Source organism: Sphingomonas sp. GlSt437, assembly GCF_048015635.2.
Classification (GTDB): domain Bacteria; phylum Pseudomonadota; class Alphaproteobacteria; order Sphingomonadales; family Sphingomonadaceae; genus Sphingomonas.
Genome location: NZ_JBPGYA010000001.1, coordinates 1,852,340 through 1,868,334, shown reverse-complemented (window position 1 = coordinate 1,868,334; position 15,995 = coordinate 1,852,340). Strand labels below are relative to the sequence as shown.

11 protein-coding genes and 1 tRNA gene are annotated in these 15,995 nt (G+C 63.0%); 8 read left to right on the top strand and 4 right to left on the bottom strand.

The features are described 5' to 3' along the window. The first annotated feature begins 155 nt into the window (after positions 1 to 155). The 7 genes from mdh (at position 156) to ACLB0R_RS09265 (ending at position 8,956) form a co-directional block, all read left to right on the top strand. A complete protein-coding gene (gene mdh, locus ACLB0R_RS09295) occupies positions 156 to 1,118 on the top strand; it encodes a malate dehydrogenase (RefSeq protein WP_416642970.1) in 963 nt (320 codons plus the stop codon). Beyond that, on the top strand, positions 1,115 to 1,414 hold the full coding sequence (locus ACLB0R_RS09290) for a hypothetical protein (RefSeq protein ID WP_434953823.1): 300 nt from the start codon (positions 1,115 to 1,117) through the stop codon (positions 1,412 to 1,414). The genes mdh and ACLB0R_RS09290 overlap by 4 nt, the downstream gene beginning before the upstream one ends. Next, a complete protein-coding gene (gene sucD / locus ACLB0R_RS09285; protein ID WP_416642969.1) occupies positions 1,411 to 2,295 on the top strand; it encodes a succinate--CoA ligase subunit alpha in 885 nt (294 codons plus the stop codon). Before ACLB0R_RS09290 ends, sucD begins: the two co-directional genes overlap by 4 nt. Positions 2,296 to 2,378: 83 nt before the next feature. Continuing rightward, positions 2,379 to 5,333 (top strand): 2-oxoglutarate dehydrogenase E1 component, encoded by a 2,955-nt coding sequence (locus tag ACLB0R_RS09280; protein ID WP_416642968.1) that lies wholly within the window; start codon positions 2,379 to 2,381, stop codon positions 5,331 to 5,333. Between the two features lie 101 nt (positions 5,334 to 5,434). Next, the gene (odhB, locus tag ACLB0R_RS09275) at positions 5,435 to 6,697 is read left to right on the top strand and encodes a 2-oxoglutarate dehydrogenase complex dihydrolipoyllysine-residue succinyltransferase (protein ID WP_416642967.1); all 1,263 of its coding nucleotides are present in this window, start codon (positions 5,435 to 5,437) and stop codon (positions 6,695 to 6,697) included. A gap of 98 nt (positions 6,698 to 6,795) precedes the next feature. Further along, positions 6,796 to 8,196, top strand: a complete 1,401-nt coding sequence (gene lpdA, locus ACLB0R_RS09270; RefSeq protein WP_416642966.1) for a dihydrolipoyl dehydrogenase — start codon at positions 6,796 to 6,798, stop codon at positions 8,194 to 8,196. Between the two features lie 28 nt (positions 8,197 to 8,224). Next, positions 8,225 to 8,956: an esterase/lipase family protein gene (locus tag ACLB0R_RS09265; RefSeq protein WP_416642965.1), complete on the top strand. Its 732-nt coding sequence runs from the start codon at positions 8,225 to 8,227 to the stop codon at positions 8,954 to 8,956. Positions 8,957 to 8,998: 42 nt separating this feature from the next. On the opposite strand, the gene ACLB0R_RS09260 is transcribed toward ACLB0R_RS09265, so the two are convergent. Next, the gene (locus ACLB0R_RS09260) at positions 8,999 to 9,838 is read right to left on the bottom strand and encodes an energy transducer TonB (RefSeq protein ID WP_416642964.1); all 840 of its coding nucleotides are present in this window, start codon (positions 9,836 to 9,838) and stop codon (positions 8,999 to 9,001) included. Between the two features lie 218 nt (positions 9,839 to 10,056). Beyond that, complete coding sequence (locus tag ACLB0R_RS09255) at positions 10,057 to 10,680, bottom strand: LuxR C-terminal-related transcriptional regulator (protein ID WP_416642963.1); 624 nt, start codon at positions 10,678 to 10,680, stop codon at positions 10,057 to 10,059. Between the two features lie 355 nt (positions 10,681 to 11,035). Between ACLB0R_RS09255 and uvrA the strand changes: the two genes are divergently transcribed. Beyond that, entirely contained in the window at positions 11,036 to 14,029 is a 2,994-nt protein-coding gene (uvrA, locus tag ACLB0R_RS09250) for an excinuclease ABC subunit UvrA (protein WP_416642962.1), read from the top strand. A 9-nt stretch (positions 14,030 to 14,038) separates the two neighbouring features. On the opposite strand, the gene ACLB0R_RS09245 is transcribed toward uvrA, so the two are convergent. Continuing rightward, the gene (locus tag ACLB0R_RS09245) at positions 14,039 to 15,331 is read right to left on the bottom strand and encodes a reverse transcriptase domain-containing protein (protein ID WP_416642961.1); all 1,293 of its coding nucleotides are present in this window, start codon (positions 15,329 to 15,331) and stop codon (positions 14,039 to 14,041) included. Between the two features lie 572 nt (positions 15,332 to 15,903). Beyond that, positions 15,904 to 15,976: transfer RNA gene (locus ACLB0R_RS09240), tRNA-Ser, on the bottom strand. Positions 15,977 to 15,995: the final 19 nt, after the last annotated feature.

Here is a 15,995-nt window from a genome sequence, read left to right as displayed (position 1 = left end):
CGCTCATTTTACTATTGCGAACTATTAGCATAAGCGATCGCTTTAACCGGCTTTTCGTGGTTGCCCTGCCCGCCCAAAGCGCCTAAGCCGCCCCCGTTTTCAAGGCGCGGAAGCCGTCCGGCCTCCGCCCCGTCCGCAGCGGCAAGGGAGAGACCATGGCCCGCAAGAAAATCGCCCTCATCGGTGCCGGCAATATCGGCGGCACGCTGGCTCACCTCGCCGCGCTCAAGGGGCTGGGCGACATCGTCCTGTTCGACGTGGTCGAGGGCGTGCCGCAGGGCAAGGCGCTCGATCTGTCGCAGTGCGCGCCGGTCGAAGGCTTCGACGCCAGCATCACCGGCACCAACGATTACAAGGATATTGCGGGCGCGGACGTGATCATCGTCACCGCCGGTGTCGCCCGCAAGCCGGGCATGAGCCGCGACGATCTGCTTGGCATCAACCTCAAGGTGATGAAGGCGGTCGGCGAAGGCATCGCCGCTCACGCGCCCGAGGCGTTCGTCATCTGCATCACCAATCCCTTGGACGCGATGGTGTGGGCGCTGCGCGAATTCTCCGGCCTGCCGCATCAGAAGGTCGTCGGCATGGCGGGCGTGCTCGATTCGTCGCGCTTCTCGACTTTCCTCGCCCAGGAATTCAACGTGTCGGTCAAGGACGTGACGAGCTTCGTGCTCGGCGGCCATGGCGACACGATGGTCCCGGTCATCCAATACTCCACCGTCAGCGGCATTCCGGTGCCCGACCTTATCAAGATGGGTAAATCGACGCAGGAGCGCATCGACGCGATCGTCCAGCGCACCCGCTCGGGCGGCGGCGAGATCGTCGCGTTGCTCAAGACCGGCAGCGCCTATTACGCGCCGGCGACGAGCGCGATCGCGATGGCGGAGAGCTATCTCGGCGACCAGAAGCGGCTGTTGCCGGCCGCGGTGCACCTGACTGGCCAGTACGGTGTCGACAACCTGTACGTCGGCGTGCCGGTGATCATCGGCAAGGACGGGGTCGAGCAGGTGATCGAGATCGACCTGGACGAAACGGCGAAGGCAAATTTCCAGGTCAGCGTAGAGGCGGTGAAGGAACTGCTGGTGGCGTGTAGGGGGATTGACGGCTCGCTGGCATGATTGAGGCGTCTGAGCTCGTTGGCAAGAAGCTTCTCGTCGGCGTTACCCACATCCATTCCGATGGCACTGTCGAGCAGGAGCAATTTGTGGGGACCTGTAGCATAGAAGACCGCGAAACATACTGCTTGGTCAACATCGACTGCTCAGACGGCGAGCGACGGAGCTATCCTTTCGACGCCCGCGCGCTCGAACGGGCGAACCACGGGGAGTATCGGCTACGCAGCACGGGCGAGATAGTTCGAAACCCCGACTTCCTGATGACTTGGGAAGTGTCAAAAGGAATAGAAGACGCATGAGCATCCTCGTCAACAAACACACCAAGGTCATCACCCAGGGGATGACCGGGGAGACCGGCAGCTTCCACACCCAAGCCGCGCTCGATTATGGCACGGCGATGGTCGGCGGCGTCACGCCGGGCAAAGGCGGCACCACGCATCTCGGCCTGCCGGTGTTCGACACCGTCGCCGAGGCCAAGGCCAAGACTGGCGCGGACGCCAGTGTCATCTATGTGCCGCCGCCCTTTGCCGCCGACTCGATCCTCGAGGCGATCGACGCCGAAATCCCGCTGATCGTGACGATTACCGAAGGCATTCCGGTGCTCGACATGGTCAAGGTCAAGCGCGCGCTGTCGGGCTCCAAGTCGCGGCTGATCGGGCCCAATTGCCCGGGTGTACTGACGCCGGGCGAGTGCAAGATCGGCATCATGCCAGGCAGCATCTTCAAGCAGGGCTCGGTCGGCGTCGTGTCGCGATCGGGCACGCTGACCTATGAAGCGGTGTTCCAGACCTCGAACGCCGGGCTCGGCCAGACGACCGCGGTCGGCATTGGCGGCGACCCGGTCAACGGCACCAACTTCATCGACGTGCTCGAACTGTATCTCGCTGATGATGCCACCAAGTCGATCATCATGATCGGCGAAATCGGCGGATCGGCGGAAGAAGAAGCCGCGCAGTTCCTGAAGGACGAGGCGAAGCGCGGCCGCAAGAAACCGATGGTCGGCTTCATCGCCGGCCGCACCGCGCCGCCGGGAAGGCGGATGGGCCATGCCGGCGCGATCGTCTCGGGCGGTCAGGGTGGTGCCGAGGACAAGATCGCCGCGATGGAAAGCGCGGGCATCCGCGTGTCGCCTTCGCCATCGCTGCTCGGCGAGACGCTGGTCGAGGTGTTGAAGGGTTGATCCCAAAGGCCGTCATCCCAGCGGAAGCTGGGATCGCGCGCCGCAAGCGACTCCAGCTTTCGCTGGGGTGACGGGAGTAAGTGATGGGTTACGAAGGCCAGGATTTCGAGGCGCTTGCCGGAGCCGTGAGCCCGGCATTCATCGACTCGCTATATGCGCGGTACAAGACCTCGCCCGACAGCGTCGAGCCGGCCTGGCGCGCGCTGTTCGAAGGGCTCGACGGCGCCGCGAGCGGGCCGAGCTGGGGCAACCCCGCCTGGCCGGGCAGCGCCACCGATGACTTGACCGCCGCGCTCGACCCCACCCAGATGGAGCCGGCGCCCGCCAAGCCGCAGGGACCAAAAGCTGGCGGCGCCAAGCCCGCCACAGGCGCCGCCCCTGCAGCGCCCGCCAGCCGCCAAGTCGATGTAACCCAGGCGGCCGCAGACTCGATCCGCGCGATGATGCTGATCCGCACCTATCGCGTGCGCGGCCACCTCGCTGCCGATCTCGATCCGCTCCACCGCTCCGAACGTGCGCTGCCGGCTGACCTGACGCCCGAATATCACGGCTTTTCCGGCGCCGATCTTGATCGCCAAGTCTATCTCGGCGGTACGCTTGGTCTGCAATGGGCGACGGTCCGCCAGATCGTCGACATCCTGCGCAAGAATTACTGCGGCCGCGTCGGCCTCGAATATATGCACATCAGCGATGTCGAGGAGCGTCGCTTCTTGCAGGAGCGGATGGAAGGCCAGGACAAGGCGATCGACTTCACCGATAACGGCAAGAAAGCGATCCTCGCCAAGGTGATCGAGGGCGAGCAGTGGGAACGCTTCTGCGCGCGCAAATATGTCGGCACCAAGCGCTTCGGGCTCGACGGCGGCGAGAGCATGATCCCCGCGCTGGAAGCAGTCATAAAATATGGCGGCCAGTTCGGCGTGCGCGAGATCGTCTACGGCATGGCCCATCGCGGCCGGCTCAACGTGCTCGCCAATGTGATGGCCAAGGCGTACCGCGTCATCTTCCACGAATTCGGCGGCGGATCGGATAACCCGGACGATGTCGCCGGATCGGGCGACGTCAAATACCATCTCGGCACCAGCACCGATCGCACGTTCGACGGCATCAACGTGCATATGTCGCTGGTCGCCAACCCGTCGCACCTCGAAGCGTCGGACCCGGTCGTGCTCGGCAAGACGCGCGCCATTCAGACGATCGCGGGCGATCTGGAGACGCATTCGGCCTCGCTCCCCGTTCTCATCCACGGCGATGCCGCGTTTGCGGGGCAAGGCATCGTCTGGGAATGCTTCGGTTTTTCCGGGCTTCGCGGCTACAATACCGGCGGCTGCATCCACTTCATCATCAACAACCAGATCGGCTTCACGACCAGCCCACAATTCGCGCGCTCATCGCCCTATCCGTCGGATGTCGCCAAGGGCGTGCAGGCGCCGATTTTCCATGTGAACGGCGATGATCCCGAAGCCGTCACCTTCGCGTGCAAGATGGCGATCGAGTTCCGCCAGCGCTTCCACCGCGACATCGTCATCGATATGTGGTGCTATCGCCGCTTCGGCCATAACGAGGGCGACGAGCCGAGCTTCACCCAGCCGCTGATGTACGCGGCGATCCGCAATCACCCGCCGGTCAGCGAGATTTACGGCAAGCGGCTGATCGAGCAGGGTGTGGTCGATCAGGCATGGATCGACGCGCAGGTGAAGGCCTTCAACGACTTGCTCGAAGGCGAGTTCGAGGCCGGGCAAAGCTACAAGCCTAACAAGGCCGACTGGTTCGCCGGCCGCTGGTCGGGCCTGCACGCGCCGGCCGATCCTGAAACCGCGCGGCGCAACGTCGATACCGGCATCGAGCCCAAGCTGTTCGACGCGCTCGGCCGCACGCTGACGACGGTGCCGGACAGCGTCCAGATCCACAAGACGCTGGGCCGCGTGCTCGATGCCAAGCGCCAGATGTTCGCCAGCGGCACGGGCTTCGACTGGGCGACGGGCGAGGCGCTGGCTTTCGGCTCGCTGCTCTCGGAAGGCTATGGCGTGCGGCTGTCGGGCCAGGATTCGGGGCGCGGCACGTTCAGCCAGCGCCATGCGGTGTGGGTCGACCAGACCGACGAGCATAAATATATCCCGCTCTCGACGATCGAGCATGGCCGGTTCGAGGTGCTCGATAGCCCCTTGAGCGAATATGGCGTGCTCGGCTTCGAATATGGCTATGCACTCGCCGACCCCAAGACGCTGGTGCTGTGGGAAGCGCAGTTCGGCGATTTTGCCAATGGCGCGCAGATCATGATCGATCAGTTCATCGCCGCGGGTGAAGCCAAGTGGCTGCGCGCCAACGGCCTCGTGTTGCTGCTGCCGCATGGCTATGAAGGCCAGGGCCCCGAGCACTCATCGGCGCGGCCCGAGCGCTTCCTGCAATTGTGCGCGCAGGACAATATGCAAGTCGCCAACTGCACGACGCCGGCCAATTATTTCCACCTGCTGCGCCGCCAGATGCACCGGCCGTTCCGCAAGCCGCTGATCGTCTTCACCCCCAAATCGCTGCTGCGCCACAAAATGGCGGTGTCGAGGACCGAGGATTTCGTCGGCGATGCGCACTTCATGCGCCTGCTCTCCGATCCCTCGGCGCCGGCGGACGCGGAGGTCAAGCGGCTGGTGCTGTGCACGGGCAAGGTCGCCTATGACCTGATCGAGGCGCGCGACGCAGCCGGCGACAAGCAGACCGCGATCGTCCGCGTCGAGCAGCTCTACCCCTTCCCCGGCGAACCGCTGACCGAGCGTCTGAAGCGGATGCCGGCGCTGGAAGACGTGGTGTGGGCGCAGGAAGAGCCGAAGAACAACGGCTATTGGTCGTTCGTCGAGCCGTTTATCGAGGAATGCCTGGCCGAGGCAGACGTGAAGCCGCAGCGCCCGCGCTATGCCGGCCGCGCCGCCAGCGCCTCGCCCGCGACCGGCCTCGCCAAGCGCCACCAGATGGAGCAAGCCGCCCTGGTGGCCGATGCGCTGGGGCACAATGTCCGCGAGGAAATCAGGCGGACGCGGAAGAATTAGGAGCGTCGCCCCAGCGAAAGCTGGGGCCGCGTGCCGCAAGAATAACCCAACGACCCCAGCTTTCGCTGGGGTGACGCAAAATAAGGTTAGAGGGCCAGACCATGGCAACCGAAGTCAAAGTCCCCGCACTGGGCGAATCGATCACCGAAGCGACGCTGGGCGAATGGCTGAAGCAGCCAGGCGACCAGGTCGCGGCCGACGAGCCCATCGCCAGCCTGGAGACCGACAAGGTCTCGGTCGAGGTCAACGCGCCCGTCGCCGGCATGCTTGGCCAGCACGCGGTCAAGGTGGGCGACACAGTGCAGGTCGGCGCGATGATCGCGACGATCGAGGCCTTCCAGGGCACCGCGCCGCAACTCGCGCCGGCGCCTGCGCCCGCGCCGGCCTCTCAGCCCGCACCTGCGCCCATTGCCACTCCGCCGGAGCCCGCGCCCGCCCCCGGCGATGCCCCCGCCGCGCTCAGCCCCTCGGTGCGCAAGGCGGTGCTCGAAACCGGGGTCGACCCTTCGGGGATCAAAGGCACCGGCAAGGATGGCCGCTTGACCAAGGACGACGTGATGGCAGCGGCCAGCGCGCCGGCTCCAGCAATCTCTGTGCCTGCGCCTGTTGCCGCGCCGACGGCAAAGCCGCCGTCGGACAGCGGTGTCGCCGCTGCCGGCCGCGCGGAGCTTGAAGAGCGCGTCCGCATGACGCGCCTCCGCCAGACCGTCGCCAAGCGGCTGAAGGACGCGCAAAACACGGCCGCGATGCTGACGACGTTCAACGATGTCGACATGTCGGCGGTGATCGAGGCGCGCGCCAAGTACAAGGATTTGTTCGAGAAAAAGCACGGCGTCCGCCTGGGTTTTATGGGCTTTTTCGCCAAGGCCGCGTGCCTCGCGCTGAAGGACGTGCCGAGCGTCAACGCGCAGATCCAGGGTGATGAAATCGTCTATCACCATTATGTCGATATCTCGGTCGCGGTCTCGGCGCCGCAGGGCCTCGTCGTGCCGGTGGTGCGCAATGCCGATCAGCTGACCGTCGCCGAGATCGAAAAGACGATCGGCGATTTCGGCAAACGCGCCAAGGACGGCACGCTGAAGCTGGAAGAAATGCAGGGCGGCACCTTCACCATCTCGAACGGCGGCGTGTTCGGCTCGTTGATGTCGACCCCGATCATCAACCCGCCCCAGTCCGCCGTGCTGGGCCTGCACCGCATCGAGGACCGCCCGGTGGTGAAGGACGGCCAGATCGTCGCCCGCCCGATGATGTATCTGGCGCTCAGCTACGACCACCGCCTGATCGACGGCCGCGAAGCGGTGACGTTCCTGGTCGCGCTCAAGAACGCGATCGAAGACCCGACGCGGATATTGATTGATTTGTGAGGGGGTGGTGCTCCTGCGAACGCAGGATCCCAGAGCCAGAAGCGGTTCGGCTGACAACCCTAGGCTCCTGCGTTCGCAGGAGCACAGTGAGGTAGAAAATGGCAGACGGCAATTACGACTATGACGTCCTGGTGATCGGTGCCGGCCCCGGCGGCTATGTTGCGGCAATCCGCGCGGCGCAGCTCGGGCTGAAGACCGCCTGCGCCGAGAGCCGCGAGACGCTGGGCGGCACCTGCCTCAATGTCGGCTGCATCCCCTCCAAGGCAATGCTCCACGCGAGCGAATTCTACAATGACGCCGCCAACGGCACGCTCGCCAAGCTGGGCGTCAAGGTCGGCGCGCTCGAGCTCGACATGGAGGCGATGCACGCGCAGCGCCGTGATGCGGTCAAGCAGCTGACCGGCGGCGTCGCCTTCCTGTTCAAGAAGAACAAGGTCGACTGGCTGCAGGGCCATGCCAAGTTCACCGGCACCGATACGGTCGAGGTCGCGGGCAAGACCTATCGCGCGCGCAACATCATCATCGCCACCGGCTCCAGCGTCACCCCGTTGCCCGGCGTTACGATCGATGAGAAGATCGTCGTCTCTTCCACCGGCGCGCTCGAACTGCCGCAAGTGCCGGGCCACCTCGTCGTCATCGGCGGCGGCGTCATTGGGCTTGAGCTCGGCAGTGTGTGGAAGCGGCTGGGCGCGAAAGTGACGTGCGTCGAATATCTCGACCAGATCCTGCCCGGCTTCGACGGCGAGGTCCGCAAGGAAGCCAACAAGATCTTCAAGAAGCAGGGCATCGAGTTCAAGCTGTCGACCAAGGTGACGGGTGTCGCGGTCAACGGCAACAAGGCGACCGTTACCGTCGAGCCCGCTGCGGGCGGCGCGGCCGAGACGCTGGAAGCCGATGCCGTCCTCGTCTCGATCGGCCGCCGCCCCAATACCGATGGCCTGAACCTCGACGCCGCCGGCCTCAAGACCAACAATCGCGGCCAGATCGAGATCGATCACGACTTCCGCACCGCCGTCCCCGGCATCTGGGCGATCGGCGATGTCGTCCCCGGCCCGATGCTCGCGCACAAGGCCGAGGATGAAGGCATTGCGTGTGCCGAGAATATCGCCGGCCAGCACGGCATCGTGAACCACGATGTCATTCCCAGCGTCGTCTATACCTGGCCCGAAATCGCCGGCGTCGGCCTGACCGAGGAAGCCGCCAAGGAGCGGGGCGAGGTGAAGGTCGGCAAGTTCCCGATGCTCGCCAATTCACGCGCCAAGACCAACCACGAGCCCGATGGCTTCGTGAAGGTGATCGCCGATGCGAAGACCGACCGTGTGCTCGGCGTGTGGATGATCGCCAGCGTCGCGGGATCAATGATCGCGCAAGCCGCGCAAGCGATGGAATTCGGCGCGACCAGCGAGGACATCGCCTATACCTGCCACGCCCACCCCACCCACGCCGAGGCGTTCAAGGAAGCGGCAATGGGGGTATTGGGCAAGCCGATCCATATTTGAAGCTGACGGCGCCGGGCGGTATCATCCCATGACACCGGTTCGCTTACCGCCGCCGAGTAAGCTGGCGCTGGCCGCCGAACTGCCCCGAGCGCTGGGGACGCTGGTCGATGCGGCGGTCAATCGATCCGTGCTGCGGGCCGCACCTAAGGGAGATGGTCGGCCGGTCCTCGTTCTGCCAGGCGTCGCGACCGGAGACGGCTCGGTAAGGCCGATGGCGCACTTTCTCAGCAAGCTCGGCTATCGCGCTGAAACCTGGCAGCTCGGCATGAATCGAGGGACGCCGACGATCGGGGCTGAGGCCGAACATCTGATCGCTCGCGTCACGGCATTGGCCGAACGTGACGGCAGTAGCGTCACGCTGATTGGCGTTAGCCTTGGCGGCATCATGGCCCGACTCGCCGCGCATCGGGGGCCGTCGCTGGTGCGGGAGGTCGTGACGATCTGCTCGCCCTATGCCGCCGATGCGCGTGCGACCAATGCCTGGCGGACCTATCAGTTGCTGAGTGGCGAGCGCGTCGATGATCCGGCGGTCGCCGCACGGCTGGTCGAAGCCAGACGACCGCTACCCGTGCCCGCAACCGCGATCTGGTCGCGCAATGATGGCATGGTCAATCCGGCTGCCTGCTTCGTCGCCGATGAGCCGGGGCTGCGCATCGTGGCCGTCGATGGCGGGCATTTGCTTGTCCATCTTCGCCCCAGCGTGTGGCTGTTCGTGGCGCAACTCCTGGCTGGTGAAGCGCCAGCAGCGTTACCGGGCTAGGTACGGCTGGCGGTGCGCCATAGCCCATCGGTTCTTCGGGCGTCAGTAGTCCCGCAACTGCCACCGTACCGGCGGCGCAATTACATGGCTGATCACGGGCTTGCCGGTAGGATCAAGCGGCGGCGCATAACGACCATAATGAATAAAGAGATTGCACGTCACCTTCTCGAACTCGAAACCCGAGTGCTTTCCCAACGCCCTGCAGTCGGTCACCCGACCGGTCGCATCGACTGTCAGAAACGTGACAATGCGTGCCTCCGCCCCCGCCGCTTTCGCGGTAGACGGATAATTGGCCGGACCAAACCACGTATCGGGATTGCCGATTGGCTTTGCTCTGAGTTCAGGGTGATCCAACTCGGCCGGATCGATTTTCCAGGTCTTCAGCAAATCCTTTTCGCAATCCTTGAGGGCATTCAGAACGTCGGTCATTGGGCCGGTGCGCAAGCGAACAGACTTGTCCTTGTAGGCGAAGACCCAGGTTGTGGCCGATGCCCTTTGCCGGAACGCATCAAAGCCCGTGCGGATAACGGTAAGGCGCATCGGTTTGGCGTCGGTCTTCAGTTTTGTCTCCCCCGACTGGAACCAGCCGGGGTCGTCCATCGGGCCCTCATTCGTCGTAATTTCAAGCTGTCCCTGTTCAGGCAGTTTCAAATCGGCGGAACCGCCGGCGAGCACCAACTCCATCGTGCTTGCCAGCGGCCAGAGCCTGAACCCGAAATTGGTCGGCGCATTTTTGTCGCCAAAGTTGCGGGCGACGATGCAGGCATCGGGCTCGTAATCGACCACCCATTTGCTGACCGGCAACAGCCCATCAGTCGCCGGTGATGCTTCCGAAGGAAGAGCGAGCGCCGCCTGAAGCAGCATCAAGAGAGCGATGGACATAGGCCACAATGCACTGTTTTTATTGTGGCTTGTCAATCATCAGCACGCGAGCAGCAAAGTGACCATGGCGAAGCGCGGACTGCGGTGTGGAGAGGGTTTGACCGCCGGACGAGGGAGGGAGGTGGCCCGTGTCGCACTTCCCCATGGCCATGCCGAGATTAGCCCAAGGTTGATTGCCGCCCCATACCGTTCTTGGCCGGTAAGCCTTTTGGCGGTGGTTACAGTCCCGCTTCCACCGCCAGGCGGATCATGTCGGCGGTTGTCGGCACGCCGAGCCGATCCATCAGGATGGCGCGGTGCATCTTCACGGTCTTTTCGGACAGGCCCAATTCAGCCGCGATCTGCTTGTTGAGCAGCCCCGAGGCGACAAGCTTCAGCACTTGCCATTGCCGCTGCGACAGTGATTTCACCATCTCGGCCGCCTGGATACGGCGCATCACCCCCGGCGCCGGCGCGCGTGCTTCCACCTCGACCTGGCTGCCGAGGAAATAGACAAGCTCGTCTTCCTCGTCATACAGCGGCGCGACCAGCACGGCGTTGCGGAACGGCGTGCCGTCGCGCTTGTAATTGAGGATTTCGACCAGCACCGGCTTGCGATTGGCCACCGCGCGACGGATTTCGTCCGACAGCCATGGCTCGGTCGCGGGCCCGGACAGGAAGCGGCAATTACGGCCGACGACTTCCTCGCGCGGATAGCCGGTCAGCTCGCAAAACGGATCGTTGCACGCGACGATCGGATTGTCGCGCTGGCGTGGATCGGTCACGACCGTCGCGATCGGACTATCGTAAACCAGGCGGCTCAGCCGCTCCATCACCGGATCTTCGGGAGTCATCGTCGCCATAGGGGCTACCCTTTCCAGCCGGCAGGCGCCGATGCCCGGGATGGGAGCATCATGCAGTCCGTACAGCACCAGCTTAGGCGTTCGCCGCACGGAAATCTAGATAGTTGACACCTAAAAGTGTCAATAAATCTGGACGGTCAAATAAATTATATCTCTTTACGTGCCGCCGCGGCTGTGAACGCGATAAAACCACCAGCGGCCCGAACACGAGGAACCCCCAAGCCGCTGCTCGCCTCCCAAAGACCGGGTAGCGGCAAGGCTTACCCTTGCCTATCTAAACTTCTGGCACTCCGCAAAGAACAGAAGTAGAACTCCCCTTCATGCAGATACACTCCCACCAGCATCGGCCCACCGAATGCTGACTCACATCAGCGTGCGCGGCGCCCGCGAGCACAACCTGAAGGGCGTCGACGTCGATATTCCGCGCGACACGCTGACGGTCATCACCGGTCTGTCGGGCAGCGGCAAGTCGAGCCTCGCGTTCGACACCATCTATGCCGAGGGCCAGCGCCGCTATGTCGAGTCGCTGTCGGCCTATGCGCGCCAGTTCCTCGAGATGATGCAGAAGCCCGATGTCGAGCATATCGAGGGGCTGTCGCCGGCGATCAGCATCGAGCAGAAGACGACGAGCCGCAACCCGCGCTCGACCGTCGCGACCGTCACCGAAATCTACGACTATATGCGCCTGCTATGGGCGCGGGTCGGCACGCCTTATTCGCCCGCGACTGGCCTGCCGATCGCCGCGCAAACGGTCAGCCAGATGGTCGACCGGGTGATGGCGCTGCCCGAGGGCACGCGGCTGTACCTGCTGGCGCCGGTCGTGCGCGGCCGCAAGGGCGAGTATCGCAAGGAGCTCGCCGAGTGGCAAAGAGCGGGCTTCACCCGCGTCCGCATCGACGGCGAGCTGTACGAGATCGACGAAGCCCCCGCGCTCGACAAGAAATACAAGCACGACATCGAAGTCGTGGTCGACCGGCTGGTCGTCGGGCCAGACCTGGGCACGCGGCTGGCCGACAGCTTCGAGACGGCGCTGAAGCTGGCGGACGGGCTGGCTTATGTCGATCTGGTGGATGGGACGGTAAACTCCCTCTCCCCTTCAGGGGAGAGGGTCGGGGAGGGGGGCAGTGCCGCGAGCGCAGTCCGTGAAATTGCCCAGTCGTTCGCTGCTGAGACCGCCCCTCTCCCAACCCTCTCCCCTGAAGGGGAGAGGGCTAGTGGCATGAAAGGCGCCGGCATTCCGGCCAACCGGATCGTCTTTTCCGAGAAATTTGCCTGCCCCGTCTCGGGCTTCACCATTGCCGAGATCGAACCGCGCTTGTTCAGCTTCAACGCTCCGCAGGGCGCCTGCCCGGCGTGCGACGGCCTGGGCGAGAAGATGCTGTTCGACGAGGACCTCGTCGTCCCCAACCACGCGCTGTCCTTGAAAAAAGGCGCGATCGTCCCCTGGGCCAAGTCGCAGCCGCCCAGCCCCTATTACATGCAGGTGCTCGGCTCCCTCGCACGCGAATTCGGCTTCAGCCTCGATACGCCATGGGAAAAGCTGCCGGACGACGTGAAGCACATCATCCTCCACGGCACCGGCGGCAAGCCGGTGACGCTGACCTTCGTCGACGGCCGCAAGTCGTACGACGTGCGCAAGCCCTTCGAAGGCGTTATCGGCAATCTCAACCGCCGCCTGCTGCAGACCGAGAGCGCGTGGATGCGCGAGGAGCTGAGCAAATACCAGACCGCGCAGCCCTGCGAAGTCTGCCACGGCGCCCGCCTCAAGCCCGAGGCGCTAGCGGTGAAGGTCGGCATGCGCGACATCAGCAGCGTCACCCGCCTCTCGGTAGTCGACGCGCTCGCCTGGTTCGCGCAAGTCCCGCAAAGCTTCACCCCGCAACAGGCCGAAATCGCCCGCGCCATCCTCAAGGAAATCGACGAGCGCCTGGGCTTCCTGAACAATGTCGGCCTCGATTACCTCAACTTGGATCGCACCTCGGGCACGCTCAGCGGCGGCGAGAGCCAGCGCATCCGCCTCGCCAGCCAGATCGGATCGGGCCTGTCGGGCGTGCTCTACGTCCTCGACGAGCCCTCGATCGGCCTCCACCAGCGCGACAACGACATGCTGCTCGCCACGCTCAAGCGCCTGCGCGATCTCGGCAACACCGTGCTGGTCGTCGAGCATGACGAGGATGCGATCCGCAGCGCCGATTACATCATCGACATGGGCCCCGGCGCCGGCGTCCATGGCGGCGACGTGGTCGCGCGCGGCACGCTGCCCGAATTGCTGGCGAGCAAGGACAGCATCACCGCCGATTATCTGAACGGCACCCGCGCCATCCCCGTGCCGGCCAAGCGCCGCAAGGGCAATGGCAAGAAAATCACTGTCCACAACGCCACCGCCAACAATCTGCGCGGCGTGACGGCGAGCATCCCGCTCGGCACCTTCACCTGCGTGACGGGCGTGTCGGGCAGCGGCAAGTCGAGCTTCACCATCGACACGCTCTACGCCGCCGCCGCCCGCGTGCTCAACGGCGCGCGGATGATCGCCGGCAAGCACGACAAGATCACTGGTCTCGAAAATTGCGACAAGGTCATCGACATCGACCAGTCGCCGATCGGCCGCACCCCGCGCAGCAACCCCGCCACCTATACCGGCGCTTTCACCAACATCCGCGACTGGTATGCCGGCCTGCCCGAGGCACTGGCGCGCGGCTACAAGCCCGGCCGCTTCAGCTTCAACGTCAAAGGCGGCCGGTGCGAGGCGTGCCAGGGCGACGGCGTGCTCAAGATCGAGATGCACTTCCTGCCCGACGTCTATGTGACGTGCGACGTCTGCCACGGCGCGCGCTACAACCGCGAAACGCTCGAGGTGAAGTTCAAGGGGATGAGCATCGCCGACGTGCTCGACATGACGGTGGAAGACGCGGTCGAGTTCTTCAAGGCAGTGCCGCCGATCCGCGACAAGATGGCGATGCTGGCTGAAGTCGGCCTGGGCTATGTCAAGGTCGGCCAGCAGGCGACGACGCTGTCGGGCGGCGAGGCGCAGCGCGTGAAGCTCGCCAAGGAACTCGCCCGCCGCTCCACCGGGCAGACGCTCTACATCCTCGACGAGCCGACCACCGGCTTGCATTTCGAGGATGTGCGCAAGCTACTGGAAGTGCTCCACGCGCTGGTCGAACAGGGCAATACCGTGGTGGTGATCGAGCACAACCTGGATGTTATCAAGACCGCCGACTGGATCATCGACCTGGGGCCGGAAGGCGGCGTGAAGGGCGGGGAGATTGTCGCGGTGGGGACGCCGGAGGAGGCGGTGAAGGAAGCGCGGAGTTATACGGGGCGGTATTTAAGGCCGTTGTTGCGATAGCCTATCGGGTCAATCCGAACCGCAAGGCTCGGGCGGCGGAGTAGGCCACGCGAAAGCAGCAAATTGCACGTCGGATGCGCCACGATATCCCAAAATCGCCGCTGCCAATGCCGCCCTTTTTCCTTTTGCGATTACTTGAGCCTTATCTAAGTATGCGAGATAATGCTCTGCAATGGCACGATCGACATCAATAATCGTCGCCTTGTCATCGCAGAATGAATAATGGTGGGCCCATCCTTTAGCCATCCCAGATATTCTATTTAGAGTTTTGGGAATACTATACTGCTGCTGAAATTGGCCAGCATCGCTGCAGCGCCTCATATGAAAAAGTGAAGTTGCTGCAACCTCACGACAACGCATCACGATGCTTTTGCGGGACTTTCTCGCTGGCCTGAGACCTTCGGCAGAAAACTCGATGCCTAAGTATTCAAACGGATTGCTTATTTGGATAGGAAACTTGCTAGATTTGTCCGGCGAAAAATCCATGCCCATCTCATCAAGCAGACGCCGGGCCTTTCTAAGCTTGGATGAGGCGGCCCTACCAGAGGGCGCAAGAATCATGATGTCGTCAATGTACCTGATGCAGCGGCAATCTCCTTCATTCATTTTCTGATCAAATTCAGATAGTATTAGGTTTCCTAGGAAAGGAGACAAGCAGTTTCCTTGCGCAACACCAATGTCCCCGTAAGGAAATTGATCCTTACTCTTCAAAAGAGATCGAGCATTTTCGAGGTCGACTACAATCGCCTTTTCAAGAAGTTCGATGAATGGACCGTCATCGGTGAATTCTCTGACCAGCTGTACGCAATAGGATTTTGATATCTTTGTAAAGAACCCCTCAATATCTGCAATCATAACGTGCGATAATCCATCGTTCGTAAATTCGATTAATTGTCGAATGGCCGCTGGAACGCCCGCAAATTCATCGCCTTTCCTTTTTGGCACACCCCCGTAGCTATAGGGTTGAAAAGCCCGGTTGCGTATCCGATCGTCGCTTACCAGCGCGTCAAGGATGCACCGTTGAACGATGCGATCTTCGACTTTTGAGATCACTATCGGGCGGATTTTGCCGGTCTTGCCCTTTTTTTCTAGCGCGACCCCTCGGCTGGCCGAGAACTTATAGGTCCCCCATTGAATGCGCGAGCCGATGGATGCAATGCGCCTTTGTTCGTCGCCGGCAAACCCCTTTGCCTCATCCTTGACGTATGGTGACGTCGAATGCCGAGAATTCGCGCTTACCGCTTGCCATGCTTTGGTCAGATGGCCGTGCTTGCGAATGAACTTTCTAAACCTGTCGTCCAAGTCTCCGGGCCCCTGCTCTCGTCAACCCATCCGACCTTGCACTGTCCTCCGAGGAACCGGAACGATGCCGATCCCCTGCGCCGCGCAATGTGCTTGCACACCCTGACACGTCGCCGCTCCGCTCGCTCGCCACACCAGAATTGTCGGCTGGCAAAGCTTGCAGCGCAAGAGGCAAACACAGAGCAGCGATTAAAACCGCCGCGCTGCGCCGCGCCCGCTTGGCACGTTTTTGCATGCCCCCCCAACAGCGCGCCAATCCAACGAAAGTTCGATTTCAGCGCGAAATTCAGTTTGCATGCCTGGCCTCCCGTCCTTGTAAAATAATCTAACAGCTGCCGAGCAGGGCGCCCTAAAGCTACGATCAACAGCTCCATTGTGGCTACGATCGGACGAGATTGCACTGTCCTCCGAGGAACCGGAACGATGCCGATCCCCTGCGCCGCGCAATGTGCTTGCACACCCTGACACGTCGCCGCTCCGCTCGCTCGCCACACCAGAATACCCGGCTGGCAAAGCTTGCAGCGCCAAAGCACTCAAAGCTAATATCACAGCAAGAACAAAAGTGAAGAAAAACCGGCGGGAGGGATTCGAACCCTCACCCTTCCGATTAGCAATCGGCTGCACCGTCCATTGTGCTACCGCCCCATTGAGCCACAAATGTCGC